Here is an 18289-nt window from a genome sequence, read left to right as displayed (position 1 = left end):
GATTTGATGTTAATTCCAGTGTCAGTTTCCTTTCATAAATCGATACATTTTCCCCTAAAAAATTTTCGCATAGGGCAATCTTGTGGATATATATATTTCTTATGCAAAATATATGTTCAGTAAAGTTTAAAACCGATAATTTTTCGATGAACTCTTCGCAATCAGTGTGACATAGCAACAAGTATGTTTCAGTTGAGATTTTTACGATATCACAATATTTTGAATATTTTTGTGATATCTTAGATTTTATATCATTAAAAATCTCATGAAATTTCTGACTTCCATATACCGCTTCAACAAACTCTAATCCATAGATGCGAAGCATACCAATTGCCAAATAGGTTTTATTATTAGTTTCAATAATAGCCTTATTAATATAAAAGCAACTTCCTTGTTCATAGGACACAAGATTAAGTAATCGGTCCATACGCTCCTTGTATTTATCGCTGATATTATTAATGATTTTTTTGAGTTCAACAATCTCACCACTGTCATTTTGCACAATATCAATTGTGTCGTTGCGATATACTGAATTAGCTAATTTTTTCAGATGTTCTATCAGTTTGCTGGATTCACCTTTGATTTTTCTTGTTATTTTTTCAACGATATACCATAATAAACAGAAACAAACCAAACCACATAAAAACATCAGTGTAAAATATTTATTGATGTTTGTATCTTCTGATTTTTGATAGTGGAAATAATGGAATCTGACATCAGGAAGCCTGGGGAGTGAGATAACATTGTCTGTATAGTTGCCACTATTATTGCTTATGTTATAACTTCCCGATAAATCACGGACAATAAGATGTAACATTGATTTTTCATTACCCACCATAATCCTTTTGTTTTGTTCCATGAATAAAATATCAGAATCACCAGCCAGTTTATTTAAAAAATTACTGAAATATTTTTCATCAAGATCCAGATGTATTAACTTCAAAGCAAATGAATTTTTTTCTTCTTCGGATGGTCGTAGTGAAAACGAAAAACATTTTTTTCCGGCAATACCATAACAATTATACCATGGTGACCATTTTGAATAAGTCCCCCTCGGTAATTTATTCCATGGTCGTGATTCCGGATTAAAGTAGTTATCGCTGATATCACCATCGTCACCAATAAAAGGTTTACCGGGTTCTGATTGCCCCAGAAATTTTACCTCCCCATTCTCAGTTCGAATAAAGCTAAGATATTTTCCATTATTGAGCATTATCCCTACTAAATTAACCGCGTCTATTTTTTTCATGCGATGAAGGACTGCTCGCTTTATTTCATCTTCATCATGTAACAGATAGATTGCATCTTTTAATGCATCAGCCTCTTTTTCAACTTTAGAAAAAAAATTATTCAAATTGTTATTGATGAGTATAAGGTTAATCTGTGCAGAGTTTTCTGCTATTTTTTTATGGAAATCAATTGCGGTAATAAATGACAAGACAATATAGACAGTAACAGCTAATATAACCGCAGTGTTAAATCTTGAGTTTAATTTTTCGGTAATGCTATACATACTGGTATTCTGACTAAAATGTTATTAATAGCTTCATATCATATCGTATAACGTTCTGTATATTAGACGATGTTGCCCTCCTCTTTATGATTTTATTAATTTCACTATTCCATATAAAAATATATCATGATGAGAAGATTACTTTTTTCTTAATTTCCACAAGTGATTATCATTCATTCTATTTTAACCAAGGTAATATTGTTATATGTAACACTCATTTTGTATCTTTCACCCACGCTACCGCCTTTCGTTAATTTTTCAACGAAATAATTTAGCCATGAAAAAATTAACTTATAACAACACAGCTACTACATCCTGCTGACTCGTGGCTTCTACTCTATAACTATCCAAAAGTGTTATTAGTATCTATTGTGAGTAATCCTTTCTGTTTATTTATCTTTTTTGAGACATGTGTAATACGGCTCTCTGAGCCAAAAATATATTAATTAATAACCTTAAGGTAAGGTTCAGTCAGATAGTGGGCATCAAAATTTCACTGCCAGTGACTGTAATTTGTCCATCACCCTAACAGATAAATATTTTCAGGAATACGCGTTTGATAAAACAATAGATGCAACATCAGAGCTCTATTTTATTTATAAAAAAAAGACTGTGAACTACACCAGGTATGAGCTGATTCTGTCGGGAGATGATTTTTGTCAGATTAAAACACTATAAAATTTCATTTCGTCAGAATATTACACCGATAAATCAATATACCATCTGCATATCCAAACAATAACCGCAATCATTCTCAGCAAATTTAACCATAATTAGCAACGTGCGAATTCATTGATGCAGATCAAAAAATACGAGTTTACATTACCAATCTTTGTTGAAAATTTAGCCGTAAAAATCATGTTATTACTATGCGCAAGAGTTTACTCCAGAGCCCAAAATAATAACTTGCAAAATAACCAATAATTAAAACTATCACCATATCTAAAAATAATGATCTCCGATAACTAAAATTCGTATTATCACGGTAGCGTTGATTTTCTTTCATCTCTTAAGAAAAACTTAACTTTTGCCTTATCAGGCCTGATCTAATTTTAGTCTATTTGATATCACAGCCCCGGCGAACCGGGGCATGATGACTATTTTGTATTCGCTTTACGTGCAAGCAACGGGAATATCAGCCCCAGTCCAACGAGGACAAATGGCGTAGTAATGTTCAGTGCCAATTGGAATGTCCACTCTGCAGTGAAGGCTTCCATTTTAGGGAAAATTCCTGTCAGGCAGGCAAAAGCGGTAAAGGCAAAACACCATATCCCGACGGTCATTGCCATCGGCTTATTACGAATAAAGACATACTCTGGTTTATATTTCTGCGCCAGGCGAACGACAGCAATAAACGCAACAAATACCCACAAATAACGCAGCGGCATCACTACCGAGTTAAGATTCAACAGCCATTTATAGAGATTGTTCATATCACCGATGCCGAGAGTCGGTAGCATAATCAGGATCGCCACCAGCACCAGAGTCAGAAAATAACCATTAACCGGCGTACCAGAAGCGTTGGTACGACATAAACTTGCTGGAATATATTTGCTGTCGGCATCGCCTAATAACACTTTAAGCGGTGCATCAATCGAAAATACCAGTGCGGCAACTTGCCCCAGAGTGTTCGCAATGGCATAAATCACCATTAAGGTATTACCCATATTGTAATACTCCCCCAGCTTCTGGAAGGCGTAATACTGACCGTTAGTCATCAAATCATCGGGAATATTGCGCGAGTCAAACATCATCCCCATCGCCAGTGAGCCGAGAATCGCACATACTGCTACCATGCCCGCCAGACACAACATCCCTTTTGGAAATTCTTTTCCTGGGTTGCGTGTTTGGTTAACGTAAGGAGAAATCTTCTCAGCACCACCAACCGCAAAAACCAGCATTGAAATGGTGGTAATGTAGGTGAAATCGATATGTGGTATGAATGTTTCCCAGGTAATGTTAGTAGTCGCAATATGCACTTCAGTAATCGCAGGCGCGGTTACCGCCATCGCCACATAAAGGAGCGACATGACAAACATCGCAATCCCTGCCACTGAACCAACAATTTTCAGTGACTTCATGCCTCGGGAGGCAACCCACATAAAGAAGATAAACAGCACCAGCGTTAACCCCTGTAACGCTACGACCGAATATTCTTTGATTAACGAACCATCGCCTTTCATCGCCCAACCGAGCGCGATCAGTATTGCCTGTGGTTTTTGTGCCAAATAAGGAATATGCACCACCCAGTAGGTCCATGCTGCAAGGTAAGCCAGCCCTGGCCCCATGGTATGTTTAATCCAGGTACTAACGCCCCCTCTCCCGTCTTTAAAGGTCGAACCTAACTGGCCGACAATCAGGGCATAAGGTGTGAAATAGAGCGCAAAAATAAATACCCATGAAAAAACAACCACCAGTCCCTGGTTGGCATAGTTATTTACAACGTTGCCAAAGCCCCAAACGGTAATAAATGACATCAAAGCAATGTTGTACCATCGCAACTGTTTTTCCTGAACGTTCCCAGCCATAGATCGATCCTTCGCCAATATTTAATGGATATTTAGAAAACGAGGAATTATGCGCGGCAAACAAGACGTGCGGAAATAGCGGAATGCAAAATTATAACCTGCTGCACACTTTATTTTTTAACGAATAAAATTTGCTAAAAAATAGTTGTACAGCGGAAACAAAAAACAGAGTGCGAAACAGCCAGTTCACACTCTGCACTCATTCATTTACACGTGAGCAACGGGTTTTGGTGTATGACCGGCGTTGCGAAGCAGCATGAGTAAATAAATAAACGACACACTGGCGATCATGATAAACAGCAGATTATCAGAGAAATTCTGCATTAACATGGCAGTAAAAGACGGGCCAAGCAGACTACCGACAGTATAACTTAACAATAACGCCTGATTCATTGCCACCAGCTGATGATGTTCAACTTTCTCGCAAGCCCAGGCCATCGCCACCGGATAGAGCGTAAAACCAGCTGCACCGAGGATGAACAACGCAGGTGCCATTGCCGCCTGACTTAACATCGCAATACTACCGAGAATGACGACAAATACCTGAACGCGCAGTACCAGCAGGCGACCAAATTTATCTGCCAGACGACCAATTGGCCATTGCCCAAGGATACCAGCACTAACCAGAACCGCCATCCAGAAGCCAATGCTGGCGTTGCTAATCCCTTTATGATTGAGGTACAGCGGCATCAGACCATACAAAGAACCCAGAACGATTCCCGAGATAATACAGCCGTTCACGCCAAGCCGCGCCTGACAAAGTTTTAGCATTGACGTAATTGGCGTCGAAGCATGGTTCTCAGCCTGCTGATTCACGATACGAGTAAACAGCAGCGGCAAGATCCCTGCCTGGGTCAACCCTGTAGCCCACGGCAATACGCTCATCAACTCGGTTGAAACTTTACTGAGCAGTAACTGGCCTAAAAACGTCCCCACATAATAAACCATCATATAGGCGGCAAGTAACCGCCCACGGTTACGTGACGTACCGCTGCACATCAGCGCGCTTTCTACCACCACCCAAATCATGGCGCAACCAACGCCTGCGACGAAACGCCAGGCTAACCAGCTCCAGAAACCAATCATCAAGCCAAGCCCGGCACAACCCGCAGCAAAAATAAAGGAAGCAAGGTAATAGCTGCGATTAAACCCAAAGCGTTTAATGACATACCCTGTCAGTAAAGTACCAACCAGGTTGCCGGTAAAATAAGACGAACTGACGACGCCGACCTGCCATGTGGGCAAGTGTACCTGGGCGAGCCATAGCGGCACGAGTGTATTTAACACCGCGATCGCCAGAGTCAACAAAAGTAGGCCAGACAGCAAAAGCATGACAGGCCGGGTATACGTGGACATGAATGAAAACCGTGAGGAAGTTCAAATTTCATGCGCATCATGCCACCGCCAAAAACATTGTCAATGGGTGAAAATACGTACATAACGCAGCGGCTGTATTATCGATTTATATTACTCATTCATAACACTAATAACGAAAAGATAATCAGTCTCATCTAATTGTTTTTATTGATCTAACATAACGTTCATATGTTTAGTTCAGTCGAAAAATTTCATGGTCACTGCAAACCTGAATTTCCCGTCTATGCTTTCAGGGCAACGCATCGCGTCTGAACGATTTCAGGCGTACCACTGACTCTCGAAAGGAGAAGAGAATGACCAAACCGTATGTTCGTCTCGATAAAAATGATGCTGCTGTTTTGTTAGTTGATCACCAGGCCGGTTTACTTTCCCTCGTGCGGGATATTGAACCTGACAAATTTAAAAATAACGTGCTGGCGCTGGGTGACTTAGCCAAATATTTCAATCTACCCACCATTCTTACTACCAGTTTTGAAACCGGTCCTAACGGCCCATTAGTCCCTGAACTGAAAGCACAGTTCCCGGATGCACCGTATATTGCCCGTCCGGGAAATATTAACGCCTGGGATAACGAAGATTTTGTTAAAGCGGTCAAGGCGACAGGTAAAAAGCAGTTGATTATCGCCGGAGTGGTCACCGAAGTTTGCGTAGCATTCCCGGCGCTTTCGGCGATTGAAGAAGGTTTCGATGTCTTTGTGGTGACTGACGCGTCAGGAACCTTTAACGAAATTACCCGGCATTCGGCATGGGATCGTATGTCACAAGCAGGGGCACAATTGATGACGTGGTTTGGTGTCGCCTGCGAACTGCACCGTGACTGGCGCAACGATATCGAAGGTCTGGCGACGCTGTTCTCTAACCACATTCCTGATTATCGTAATTTGATGACCAGTTATGACACCTTAACGAAACAGAAATAAAAGAAAACCGGGGCCGAGACCCCGGTTATAAACATCTTAGCTGGCAACGGCCATCCCCACAGTCATATGCAACCCGTAGAACACGCCGCGCCCGATTAACTCACCAGCCAGAAGCAGGATGAATGACACGAAAAGCAGCGATACAGCAGGCTGAGAACCTTTTAACTGCGGTACAATCCACAAGCACAGTGCCACGGCGATAAGCACAATCCGCCAGGCCATCAGCGCACCGTAATCCGGCACTAACGCCACTGCCTGTTGTACAGAAGAGTGAATCGTAGCGAGTTCAGCCCCCTGCATCACAGACATTACGCCGCTCACCACCAGCGCCAGCACTGAAATGGCCGGAAGTAAACGCATCACCCAACCATTAACCCCCGCCAGACGCAGTAACAAATATCCCAGCAGCGGGCCTCCCATAAACATAGTCAGGAAGAAGCCCATCGGTGTCCAGATGCTGTACCAGGTCGGTACGGTATCGATGCTGTTATAAACTCGCACCATCATCCAGACAAACACCACGCCGAGAATCATCGTCACCACCAGCCACAGCGTGCGTAATGCCGGTGACAGTTTTTTCAGCACTGCCAACAACCAGCCGATGCCACCTACGGCAAAAAAGATCGAACCACTGGCGATTTCATTACTCAATGCCGAAGAGCCAACCCGGTTGAGTGAGTTAAAGGCGCGCATAGGTGAGCCAAGGTGAAGCATTGAGGCGATAAAGCCAATGCCCATCAGTACCCACAAGCCAAACATACAGGTAATCACCCGCTGTTGGGTATCAGCCCGAAGTTCGCCTTTCAACAAGGCAAATGCCAGAACGATAAAACCGCCCACGACGCACTGCCCGAAGACCGTGAAGATCATCAACGGCCATTCATGCCATCCACTTCCCATCTCACACCTCCTTCGGATTTGCCAGATAGCCAGTGGTATCCCCGGTTGGGCGGCTGTTGGCGTTAGGTTTGATCACAATATTCGGTTTGGTAAAGTGCGCTCGTGGCAATGGCGCAACAGCCGCCAGATCACCATGTTTTTTACGCAGCTCGTCGATAGGGCCAAAATCCAGCGCCCGCAGCGGACAAGATTCAACGCAGATCGGCTTTTTACCTTCCGCGACACGGTCATAGCAACCATCGCATTTGGTCATATGCCCTTTGGTTTCGTTATACTGCGGTGCGCCATACGGGCAAGCCATATGGCAGTAACGACAGCCGATGCACACATCTTCATCAACAACGACAAAACCATCTTCACGTTTATGCATCGCGCCGCTCGGACAGACTTTGGTACACGCCGGATCTTCGCAGTGATTGCATGAAATCGAGAGATAGTAGGCAAATACGTTTTGATGCCAGACACCGTTATCCTCCTGCCAGTCGCCACCAGCATATTCATAAATGCGGCGGAAGCTGACTTCAGGCGTCAAATCTTTGTAGTCTTTACAAGCCAGTTCGCAGGTTTTGCAACCGGTGCAACGGCTGGAATCAATAAAAAATCCATACTGGGTTGTCATCGGTTACTCCTTACACCTTTTCAACCTGAACAAGGTTTGTATGCGACGGATTCCCCTTGGCGAGAGGAGACGGACGTTGAGTGGTCAGTACGTTGATACAACCACCCTTATCGACACGTTTTGCATCCGGGTCATACCAGGCGCCTTCGCCCAGTGCGACCACGCCCGGCATCATTCGTGGCGTCACTTTCGCCTCAATATGAACTTCACCACGATCGTTAAAGATCCTGACCTTATCGCCGTTGCTGATACCACGTTTTTGCGCATCAAGTGGGTTGATCCACATTTCCTGGCGGCAAGCCGCTTTCAGCACGTCTACGTTGCCGTAGGTGGAGTGAACACGAGATTTATAGTGGAAACCTGTAAGTTGCAGCGGATACTGTTTGTTCAGCGGATCCTGATAACTTTCAAAACCTGGCGTGTAGATCGGCAGTGGATCGATCACATCGCCTTCCGGCAATTCCCAGGTGGCGGCAATGTCAGCCAGCGCCTGTGAATAGATCTCAATTTTGCCTGATGGCGTGGTCAGTGGATTAGCCTGCGGATCTTCACGGAAGGCTTTATAAGCAACGTGATGCCCTTGTGGGTCGCGCTTTTTAAAGATCCCCTGCTGGCGGAACTCTTCAAAAGTAGGCAGTTCAGGAATCGCTTCCCGCGACTGGGCATACAGATGGCGCATCCACTCTTCCTGAGTACGACCTTCAGTAAACTGTTGCTCAACGCCAAGACGTTTTGCCAGTTCGCTGGTCATCTCATAGATGGTCTTACATTCAAAGCGCGGTTTAATCACCTGGTCGTTGAAAATCACATAAGACATATTCCCGCAGGATGCATCCAGCGCAAAGTCCATCTGTTCGGAAGCGGTGCAGTCCGGCAGCAGGATATCAGCGTATTTCGCGGATGATGTCATGTGGCAGTCGATAACCACAATCAGCTCGCACTTCTTATCATCCTGAAGGATTTCATGGGTGCGGTTAATTTCTGAATGTTGGTTAATCAGGCAGTTACCGGCATAGTTCCAGATCATCTTGATCGGCACATCCAGCTTATCTTTCCCGCGAACCCCATCACGCAGCGCCGTCATTTCCGGGCCTCGTTCAATGGCATCGGTCCACATAAACATGGATATGCTGGTCTGGATCGGATTTTCGAGAGTCGGCATACGGACAAACGGTAAGCTGTATGAACCTTCGCGCGCGCCGCTGTTCCCTCCATTGATACCAACGTTACCGGTCAGAATCGCCAGCATCGAGATAGCACGGGTTGCGATTTCACCATTAGCGTGACGCTGCGGCCCCCACCCCTGGCTGATAAACGCCGGTTTGGTACTGCCGATTTCACGAGCCAGTTTGATGATTTTGTCTGCCGGAACACCGGTGATTTGCGATGCCCATTCCGGCGTTTTGGCAACGCCGTCTGCCCCTTCACCCAGAATATAGGCTTTGTAGTGGCCATTTTTCGGCGCACTGGCTGGCAGGGTTTTCTCGTCGTAGCCAACGCAATATTTATCGAGGAATTCCTGATCAACCAGATTTTCGGTGATCATGACGTACGCCAGACCGTTAACCAGTGCGGCATCTGTTCCCGGACGAATTGGGATCCACTCATCTTCACGCCCGGCACCGGTGTCGGTATAGCGCGGATCGATGATGATCATGCGAGCATTTGATTTCTGACGTGCCTGTTCAAGGTAATAAGTTACCCCGCCGCCGCTCATTCGCGTTTCGCCCGGGTTATTACCAAACAGCACCACCAGCTTACTGTTTTCGATATCTGACGGGCTGTTGCCATCCGCCCAGCCGCCATAGGTATAGTTCAGACCTTCTGCAATTTGCGCGGAGGAATAATCACCATAATGGTTCAGATAACCGCCGCAGCAGTTCATCAGGCGTGCGACCAGGGTATTTCCCGGTGGCCAGGAACGGGTCATGGTGCCGCCCAGCGTACCTGTACCATAGTTCAGATAGATGGATTCATTACCGTACTCTTTAATCAGGCGCTGCATATTGGTCGCGATAATGTCGTAGGCTTCTTCCCAGCTAATACGCTCGAATTTGCCTTCACCGCGCGCCCCGACGCGTTTCATCGGATATTTCAGGCGGTCTGGGTTATAAACGCGGCGACGCATGGAACGTCCACGCAAACAGGCGCGTACCTGATGCAGGCCGTCGTAATTGTCATCACCGGTATTATCTGTTTCGACGTATTTGATTTCACCGTCCACAACATGCATTCGCAGTGGGCAGCGGCTACCGCAGTTAACTGTACATGCGCTCCAGATAACTTTCTCGTCAGAATTTGCCGCAATGGCGTTATCGACAGCGTGCGCTATTCGACTAAAAGGTAATGTTAATGCACTGCTGGCCATCGCCAGGCCACCGATCGCTGTCGTTTTAACCAAACCACGGCGACTCACCTCAGCAGCCAATACCGCATCAGGGATTTTCGTTTTCATAATGGCTCACTCAAGCTTGCTCACGATTAATTCCAGTAACAAACCGTATTGTGTAATTATTTTTATAGCTGGCGCTATATAGGTTTGTATACATCGAATGATTTGAAAATCAACAGGATAGGTAGATTTTCACTCGTAAGTAGTATTGCGCTTAAGTAACGAGTAATTATTGTTTGGTATCAAAGGGAGACAAAAAAAGCGCCCGCAGGCGCTTTTTAGATTCAGAAAAATTGGGTATTAGCCAATATATTCCAGTCCGTTCATATATGGACGCAAAACTTCTGGTACTTCAATACGACCATCGGCCTGCTGATAGTTTTCCATTACCGCAACCAGCGTGCGACCAACAGCCAGCCCGGAACCGTTCAGGGTATGAACCAGACGGGTTTTCTTGTCAGACTTGCTGCGGCAGCGTGCCTGCATACGACGCGCCTGGAAATCCCAGACGTTAGAGCAGGAAGAAATTTCGCGGTAGGTGTTCTGCGCCGGGATCCATACTTCCAGGTCGTAAGTTTTGCACGCGCCAAAGCCCATGTCACCAGTGCAAAGGATGATTTTACGGTACGGCAGACCCAGCAGTTGCAGGACTTTTTCTGCATGACCGGTCATCTCTTCCAGCGCCGCCATAGAGTCTTCCGGGCGCACGATCTGAACCATTTCAACTTTGTCGAACTGGTGCATACGGATCAGACCACGGGTATCACGACCATAAGAACCGGCTTCAGAACGGAAGCATGGCGTATGGGCGGTCATCTTAATCGGCAGGTCATCTTCATCAATGATTTCACCGCGAACCAGGTTGGTCAGCGGAACTTCTGCCGTTGGGATCAGCGCGTAGTTACTGGTGTCTGCTTCTTCTTCCAGCGGACGGGTATGGAACAGGTCGCCAGCAAATTTCGGCAACTGACCTGTACCGTAAAGCGTATCCTGGTTAACCAGATACGGGACATAGTTTTCACTATAGCCATGCTGCTCGGTATGCAGATCCAGCATAAACTGCGACAATGCGCGGTGCATACGTGCGATCTGCCCTTTCATCACCACAAAGCGCGAACCGGTCAGCTTAACCGCTGCTGCAAAGTCGAGGCCAGAGTGCATTTCACCCAGCGTCACGTGGTCACGAACTTCAAAGTCAAACTCACGCGGGGTGCCCCAGCGGCTGACTTCAACGTTGTCATTTTCGTCTTTACCCACCGGCACTTCATCTGCAGGCAGGTTAGGGATTGTCAGCGCGATATCGCGAATTTCAGCCTGTAAAGCATCCAGCTCGGCTTTTGCTGCATCCAGCTCTTCGCCCAGTTTGTTCACTTCCAGACGTAAAGGCTCGATATCTTCCCCGCGCGCTTTCGCCTGGCCAATGGATTTCGATCGGGAGTTACGCTCCGCTTGCAGGTTTTCCGTTTTGACCTGCAATACTTTACGACGCTCTTCAAGAGCGCCCAGCTTATCTACATCCAGCTTAAAGCCCCGGCGTGCCAGTTTTTCAGCGACTGCGTCTGGCTCATTACGCAGCAGATTGGGATCGAGCATGCTTATCCTGTGCTTATCGAATTAAATGGGAGATGTGGCCACAGCCTGCGACCACAGGGATACAGTAACAACATTACCGCAACGATAACATTAACGGTAGCGTTTTATGGGGCTATTTTGATCCTGTTCAGCCAGCCAGGCGAGCTTTTCGCCAATCTTGCCTTCCAGCCCCCTGTTTGTCGGGAAATAATAGCGTGTTTGTGCTATTTCCGGTGGGAAGTAAACCTCACCGGCCGCATAAGCGTTTGCTTCATCATGAGCGTAACGATATTCCTGCCCGTAGCCCATTTCCTTCATTAATTTCGTCGGCGCATTACGCAAATGAACCGGCACGTCATAATCCGGACGTTCGCGAGCATCGACCAGCGCGGCTTTAAACGCCGTATACACAGCGTTGCTTTTCGGTGCGCAGGCCAGGTAAACAATCGCCTGGGCAATGGCGCGTTCGCCTTCTGCCGGACCAACACGGGTAAAGCAATCCCATGCAGCAATCGCTACCTGCATCGCACGTGGGTCAGCATTGCCGACGTCTTCCGACGCTATCGCCAGACAGCGACGCGCGACATATAACGGATCACCACCAGCAGTAATAATTCGCGCATACCAGTACAACGCCGCATCAGGTGCGCTGCCACGCACAGATTTATGCAGTGCGGAAATCAGATCGTAAAAGCGATCGCCTTTGTTATCGAAGCGGGCGCTACGCTCACCGGCGATTTCCGTCAGTAATTCGGGCTTCAGGACACGTTTGCCACTGCCATCGACTTCGGCCATATCCGCCATCATTTCCAGCGTATTTAACGCCCGACGCGCGTCACCATTCACCAGTTCAGCAATCGCACGGCGTGTTTCATCTGGCAGAACAATATCCTGCCCGCCATAGCCGCGCGTTTTGTCTTCCATCGCCTGAGTAAGTACTCGCTCAATATCCTCGGTCGTCAATGATTTCAGCAGATAGACGCGGGCACGTGAAAGCAGCGCCGAATTAAGCTCAAACGAGGGGTTTTCAGTCGTCGCGCCAATGAAAGTGATGGTGCCATCTTCAATATGCGGTAGAAACGCATCCTGCTGGCTCTTGTTGAAGCGATGTACTTCGTCAACAAACAGAATGGTGCGGCGTCCGGCGTTGCGGTTCTGCCGCGCGCGCTCGATCGCCTCGCGAATCTCTTTCACACCAGAAGTAACGGCAGAAATACGTTCCACATCAGCGTTTGCGTAGCGGGCGATCACTTCAGCAAGGGTCGTTTTACCCGTACCCGGCGGCCCCCAGAGGATCATTGAATGCAGATGCCCGGCTTCGATAGCGCGCGGCAACGGCTTCCCCGCAGCCAGCAAATGTTGCTGACCGATATACTGTGCTAAATTTTCTGGCCGCATACGCGCGGCCAGAGGTTGAAAAGTATTATCCGAAAAATCGAGCGACAGATTGCTCACTCAGGTGCCTCTACTTACGTTGGTCATCTACCGTTACGCCTTGCGGCGGGGTGAAGGTAAATTTCGCTGCATCCACAACGCCATTTTGCTGGGATTTCAGTTGATAACTGCTGCGCTGATCGTCCTGCTCCACCGCGCTAAACTGATGGATTGTGCCGTCACGCCCCACGTTGATGGTGAACTGCTTCAGGTTGCCATTGCTGGCTTTCGGCGTGAGGACAAAGTCATCGCCATTCTGTTTGATATTGTACTGCTGCCAGTCGCTGGACTGGTTGCGGGCAATCAGCATAAACGGCGTATTACCGGTAGCATCTTTCAGCCAGGTTGCCGTAGCCTGCTCAACGAACGGGTTATAGAACCACAGTGTTTTACCGTCAGAAACCAGGATGCTTTCATCAGGTTGAGTCATATGCCAGTTGAATAAGTTAGGACGTTTCACCCACAGATCGCCCTGACCTTCCTGCACCGCCGCGCCGCTACCGTCAGTCACTTTTTGCGTGAAGCTGGCGTGGAAGCTGCTGACTTTATCCAGGCGGCTTTTCAGATCGCTTGCGGCATCAGCCCAAACACTGGACGCCACTAAACTTGAGAGTAATGCACAGGTGATGGCAATTTTTTTCATCATTGTTCCTCAAATTACGTCACTCCCAAACGGGAGTTCCCTCTACTCTATTCCAGGCTAATAATCAGCTTGAGGAAAGAAGAAAATACTGAATTTTCAGTTGATAGAGTGCCGAATGCGACGCTATTGCGTCTTATCCGGCCTACACATCCATTAGTCAAACGGCGGTGGGGCCAGCACTTCACGATTACCGTTGTGCCCCTGTTCGCTGACGATCCCCTGCGCTTCCATCTGTTCGATAATACGCGCCGCACGGTTATAACCAATGCGGAACTGACGCTGTACGCCTGAAATTGACGCTTTGCGTTTTTCAGTGACAAACTGCACCGCCTGATCGAACAACGGATCCAGTTCTTCAGCGCCATCGAAACCGCCCGCGCCACTTTCGCTTTCACTGTCGGAGGTGATGCCATCAACATACTGTGGGCGACCACGCGCTTTCCAGTCCTGCACCACGGCATGAACTTCCTGATCCCGAACAAAGGCACCATGAACACGTACCGGCATGGTGGAGTTCGGCCCGGAGTAGAGCATATCCCCCATGCCCAGTAACGATTCGGCACCAGCCTGATCGAGAATGGTTCGTGAGTCAATTTTACTGGATACCGTAAAGGCGATACGGGTCGGAATATTCGCTTTAATCAGACCTGTAATAACATCAACTGATGGACGTTGCGTTGCCAGTACGAGGTGGATACCTGCGGCACGGGCTTTTTGCGCCAGACGTGCAATCAGCTCTTCCACTTTTTTACCCACCGTCATCATCAGGTCGGCAAATTCATCCACCAGAACAACAATATAAGGCTCTTTTTTCAGCACCGGATGCTGAGCATCCATACTGTCGCCCGGTTTCCAGTACGGATCTGGTATTGGGCGCATCATACGGTCAGCTTCAGCAATTTTTTCGTTATAACCCGCCAGGTTACGCACACCCAGCGCAGACATCAGTTTATAACGACGCTCCATTTCGTTGACGCACCAGCGTAAAGCGTTGGCAGCATCTTTCATGTCGGTCACGACTTCCGTTAGCAGATGCGGAATACCTTCATATACCGAAAGCTCCAGCATTTTCGGGTCGATCATGATGAAACGCACATCTTCCGGCTGCGCTTTATAGAGCATACTCAGGATCATGGCGTTCACACCGACTGACTTACCGGAGCCGGTAGTGCCCGCAACCAACAAATGCGGCATTTTTGCCAGATCGGCAACGACCGGATCGCCAGCGATATCTTTACCCAGCACTATCGTTAATGGCGATGGGTTATCGCGGAACTTAGCGTTGTCCAGCACTTCGCGCAGGTAAACGGTTTGGCGTTTTTTGTTGGGTAACTCCAGACCTACGTAAGGTTTACCCGGAATAACTTCAACGACACGAACCGCCACGGTTGATAGCGAACGAGCGAGGTCACGTGACAAATTAGAAATACGCGCCGCTTTTACGCCCGGTGCCAGATTCAGCTCAAAGCGGGTGATAACTGGCCCCGGAGAATAATTGACGACATCGGCTTTAATGCGGAAATCAGCCAGACGCGCCTCTACCAGACGCGCCATTTGCTCAAGCGCAAAGGTATCTACGGGTTCCACTTCGCTCGGCGGCGGCGTCAGCAAATCCAGAGAAGGCAGCGGCGTCGTCGGTTTGTGTAGTGGACGACTGTCGCCATTGCGCATTAACAGCGGATGAAGCAGGGTATCCTGCGACTGTGGCGCTACCGGTTGCTGCGGCTGCTGATACTGCGGCTGCGGCGCTACCGGTTGCTGCGGCTGCTGATATTGCTGCTGTGGCGCTACCGGTTGCTGCGGCTGCTGATATTGCTGCTGTGGCGCTACCGGTTGTTGCGGCTGTTGATAGTGCTGCTGCGGTGCTACCGGTTGTTGCGGCTGTTGATACTGCGGCTGTGGCGCTACCGGTTGTTGCGGCTGTTGATACTGCGGCTGTGGCGCTACCGGTTGTTGCGGCTGTTGATACTGCGGCTGTGGCGCTACCGGTTGTTGCGGCTGTGGCGCTACCGGTTGCTGCGGCTGCTGAACAGGTTCAACAATTGGCGTAAACAGCGGTTCGTGTGGACCATCATCCACTAACGCTTTCATCGGTGAAAATTCGAAATCATCCAGCGAGAACGGATTCGCCCCAGCCGGTTGTTCACCGGAATAACGCTGCTGCTGAGTCTGGGCAAACTGACGAGCCAGCTCAGCCTCTGCCGCAGCATCTGCATCTTCCACGTTCACTGGCACATCATGTTGATATTGCTCGCCATAGCGTTGCTGCTGCGTCTGGGCGAACTGACGAGCCAGTTCATCCTGCTGCATCGCATCGATTTCATCATCGTTATACTGCCCGCCAGCATCGTACTGGTTGCGCTGGGCTTCACGAGCCTTCTCTTCCGCTGCACGCTGTGAGGGCAGCTTAATGCCATATGACGCCAGTTCACGACGTGTTGGTACGCGGATACGCTTCGGTCGAGGTAACTGCGGGCCAATGCCCTCTTTCACTTGCGGACGCGGCGCACCGCTATTTGCCAGGCTGAAAACAGGCGCAGCAACCGTCGCTGCGGCTCCCGTCGCCAGGGTCGCTTTTTTCACGCCCGATGCCAGCGGTGAAACAGCGGCAGCGGCTTCTACTGGAGGAACTGCTGCAACAGAAGTTGCTTTCAGCGAAGATTTGATCGGTTCTGGTTCTTTAACCGGTTCAGGAATCGGTTGATACCAGGCCGCAAGTTGTTCACGTTCACGGGCACGCTTCTCTTCCACTTCTTCAAAATAGTAAAGCGGAGGACGCGCAGGCTTTGTCTCTTCTACAACAGGCTCAGGTGTCGCGACAGGCTGCTGTTCAACAGGTTGCGGCTGTTGGTACAACGGCTCCTGAACGGCTGGCTGCTGATAAGTTTGCTCAGTCTGGTATGTAGACTGTGGAGCAAAAGCGGATTGCTGCTCTTCGGCTTGCCAGGCGTTACCAGCCACCGGCTGTTCTGGTGCAGGGGCATAATACGGCTGTTGAACAGGTTGTTCCGCAGCAGGCGCGTAAGATGGTTGCTGAACAGCTTGTTCAGGGGCGTAGTAAGGTTGCTGAACCGGTTGTTCCGCAGCAGGCGTATAGTACGACTGCTGTGGCGGTACAGGCTGTTGCAGCGGCTCATTATATTGCACCGCAGGCTGCGAATATTGTGGCTGCTGTGGGTAACCTTCCGCTGCAGGAGCAATAACCGGCTCGCCCGTTTGCGGCTCCGGTACAGGCTGCCAGGCAACAGTAGGTTGCGCAGGTGGAACATCAACAGAGGCAACAGGCGGCGTCTGAGTAACAGGTTCAACCGGCGCGGCCCAGCTTTGCGTCGCCGTGGTTGCAGCCGCTGCGGCAGCGACAGGCTCGGTAATCGGCGCACCATTTAATAAAGGATCGTATTCGTCATACTCTGGCTGCGTTGCACGATTGCCCGAAAACAGGACGTCATCAGGATCGGCTGCTACGCCGCGCGCAGTGTAGGTAACATCGTCTTCATCATCCATCCGCTTGCCGGAAAATAACGCAGCGTCTGTTTGCCGCCCCATCGGATTAATGAATTTTTCCGCCAGGCGTTTACGACGCGCTAGCGCGCCGCGAAGAATACGGGCACGGCGTGATTCATGCTGTTTGCCGTGATTTTCATCTTCATACTCTTCGTCGTCTTCATACTCATCTTCATCGACCCAGGTATCATCGCGACGGGTGCGATTACTGGCGAAGGTGAGAATGTTTAAAATCCAGCCGCCCAGTTTTTCGGCAATAGTCACCCAGGACCAACCGGTAAACAGCGTCAGGCCAGCTGCCCAGACGCAAAGCAGCGCAATAGTTCCCCCACTGCTGTGTAGCAGAGGCTGCAACGTGGTGCTTAATAAACTACCGATTACGCCACCAGAGGCAAAATACCAGATATCGTCGGCGTTAATGGCTGCCAGACCACAGGAGGTAAGGATGAGCGCCAGCACGCCAATAATACGTAACGAAACGGCAAAATAATCAATGTATTCGTCGCTGGCCTGATGACGCCACGCAAACCAACAGCCACCGACAATGATGACGGGGATGGTGTAAGCCATCACGCCAAAAATGAAGAACAGGGTATCGGCCAGCCACGCACCAGGAGCCCCACCTAAATTATGGATAGGCTCATGCCAGGCCGTTTGCGACCAGCTAGGATCCGAAGGGTTAAAACTCAATAAAGCTGCCATCAACCAGACGGCAAACAGGACAATAAGAATCAGCAACGCCTCCAGAAGTCGGCGCCCGCTGCTTAACTTTGTCAATGTGACTTCTTTGTCTTCAGTGTATTCCTGGCTCAAGAAAGGCTCTCCAGGTTACAGGCTTTTCCTGCCCGATGCTAAAACGGACAACAGTACCAGGTTACCCCAGTACT

11 protein-coding genes are annotated in these 18289 nt (G+C 48.6%); 1 reads left to right on the top strand and 10 read right to left on the bottom strand.

The features are described 5' to 3' along the window. The 3 genes from A7098_RS08445 to A7098_RS08435 form a co-directional block, all read right to left on the bottom strand. Positions 1–1513 (bottom strand): CHASE9 sensor domain-containing protein (locus A7098_RS08445; RefSeq protein ID WP_198599193.1); only part of this gene is annotated, 1513 nt, incomplete at its 3' end. Between the two features lie 1097 nt (positions 1514–2610). Then, positions 2611–4041, bottom strand: a complete 1431-nt coding sequence (locus A7098_RS08440; RefSeq protein WP_000918532.1) for an APC family permease — start codon at positions 4039–4041, stop codon at positions 2611–2613. Positions 4042–4248: 207 nt separating this feature from the next. Beyond that, positions 4249–5397 carry an MFS transporter gene (locus tag A7098_RS08435; protein WP_105280640.1) on the bottom strand — a complete coding sequence of 383 codons (1149 nt, stop codon included), beginning with the start codon at positions 5395–5397 and terminating at the stop codon, positions 4249–4251. A gap of 314 nt (positions 5398–5711) precedes the next feature. Between A7098_RS08435 and ycaC the strand changes: the two genes are divergently transcribed. Next, positions 5712–6338: an isochorismate family cysteine hydrolase YcaC gene (gene ycaC / locus A7098_RS08430; RefSeq protein WP_000165876.1), complete on the top strand. Its 627-nt coding sequence runs from the start codon at positions 5712–5714 to the stop codon at positions 6336–6338. Positions 6339–6374: 36 nt separating this feature from the next. On the opposite strand, the gene A7098_RS08425 is transcribed toward ycaC, so the two are convergent. From A7098_RS08425 to ftsK, 7 genes are all read right to left on the bottom strand, one after another. Continuing rightward, complete coding sequence (locus A7098_RS08425) at positions 6375–7238, bottom strand: dimethyl sulfoxide reductase anchor subunit family protein (protein WP_105280639.1); 864 nt, start codon at positions 7236–7238, stop codon at positions 6375–6377. A 1-nt stretch (position 7239) separates the two neighbouring features. After that, entirely contained in the window at positions 7240–7857 is a 618-nt protein-coding gene (gene dmsB / locus A7098_RS08420) for a dimethylsulfoxide reductase iron-sulfur subunit DmsB (protein ID WP_000213098.1), read from the bottom strand. 10 nt (positions 7858–7867) lie between these two features. Beyond that, positions 7868–10312: a dimethylsulfoxide reductase subunit A gene (gene dmsA / locus A7098_RS08415; RefSeq protein ID WP_000850275.1), complete on the bottom strand. Its 2445-nt coding sequence runs from the start codon at positions 10310–10312 to the stop codon at positions 7868–7870. A 237-nt stretch (positions 10313–10549) separates the two neighbouring features. After that, entirely contained in the window at positions 10550–11842 is a 1293-nt protein-coding gene (gene serS / locus A7098_RS08410) for a serine--tRNA ligase (RefSeq protein WP_000886683.1), read from the bottom strand. Between the two features lie 90 nt (positions 11843–11932). After that, complete coding sequence (rarA, locus tag A7098_RS08405) at positions 11933–13276, bottom strand: replication-associated recombination protein RarA (RefSeq protein ID WP_032225499.1); 1344 nt, start codon at positions 13274–13276, stop codon at positions 11933–11935. 10 nt (positions 13277–13286) lie between these two features. Next, positions 13287–13898 carry an outer membrane lipoprotein chaperone LolA gene (lolA, locus tag A7098_RS08400; protein WP_021550529.1) on the bottom strand — a complete coding sequence of 204 codons (612 nt, stop codon included), beginning with the start codon at positions 13896–13898 and terminating at the stop codon, positions 13287–13289. A gap of 153 nt (positions 13899–14051) precedes the next feature. Continuing rightward, positions 14052–18215: a DNA translocase FtsK gene (ftsK, locus tag A7098_RS08395; protein WP_105280638.1), complete on the bottom strand. Its 4164-nt coding sequence runs from the start codon at positions 18213–18215 to the stop codon at positions 14052–14054. Positions 18216–18289: the final 74 nt, after the last annotated feature.

This window comes from Escherichia sp. MOD1-EC7011, from assembly GCF_002965005.1.
GTDB classification, from domain to species: domain Bacteria; phylum Pseudomonadota; class Gammaproteobacteria; order Enterobacterales; family Enterobacteriaceae; genus Escherichia; species Escherichia ruysiae.
Note: the sequence above shows the minus strand (reverse complement) of the source record. Positions and strands in the feature narration are given on the sequence as shown.